Raw genomic sequence first — 438 nt, 5'->3', positions numbered from 1 at the left:
GGCTGTAGATGGAAAGCGACCATTCGGAATCCCATTGCGCTGTCACGCGCAACCCTGCCACGGGCGGCTTGATAGCAAGCCATCCGTTCTCCACGCCGCAAGAGGTGCGCCGATCCCTCGACCGCAATGCCGCGGCTTTCCAGGAGTGGAGAGCCTCGCCCATGGGTGCGCGCGTGGCGGCTTACCGCCGGCTCTCCTCTGTCCTGCGCGGGCGTTCCGAGACCCTGGCCACCCTCATCACTGCGGAAATGGGAAAGACCATCGCCGCCGCACGTGCCGAGATCGAGAAATGCGCGGCGACCATCGATTGGATCGCGGACAACGGGCCGGCCTTTCTGGCGGACGAGCCGGTGCCGACCGGGGGACGCAACCAGGCGTACGTGTCCTTCCGACCCCTGGGCCCGATCCTGGGCGTGATGCCCTGGAACTTCCCCTTCT

At 66.4% G+C, this 438-nt stretch carries 1 protein-coding gene; it reads left to right on the top strand.

Annotated features, from left to right (window positions below):
• Positions 1–8: 8 nt before the first annotated feature.
• A partial coding sequence (locus JZ791_RS44310; protein ID WP_254207398.1) for an aldehyde dehydrogenase family protein occupies positions 9–438 on the top strand: 430 nt, incomplete at its 3' end.

The sequence above is a fragment of the Nocardia alni genome (assembly GCF_019038435.1).
GTDB lineage: Bacteria > Actinomycetota > Actinomycetes > Mycobacteriales > Mycobacteriaceae > Nocardia > Nocardia alni.
This window is presented reverse-complemented; position numbering and strand designations above follow the sequence as displayed.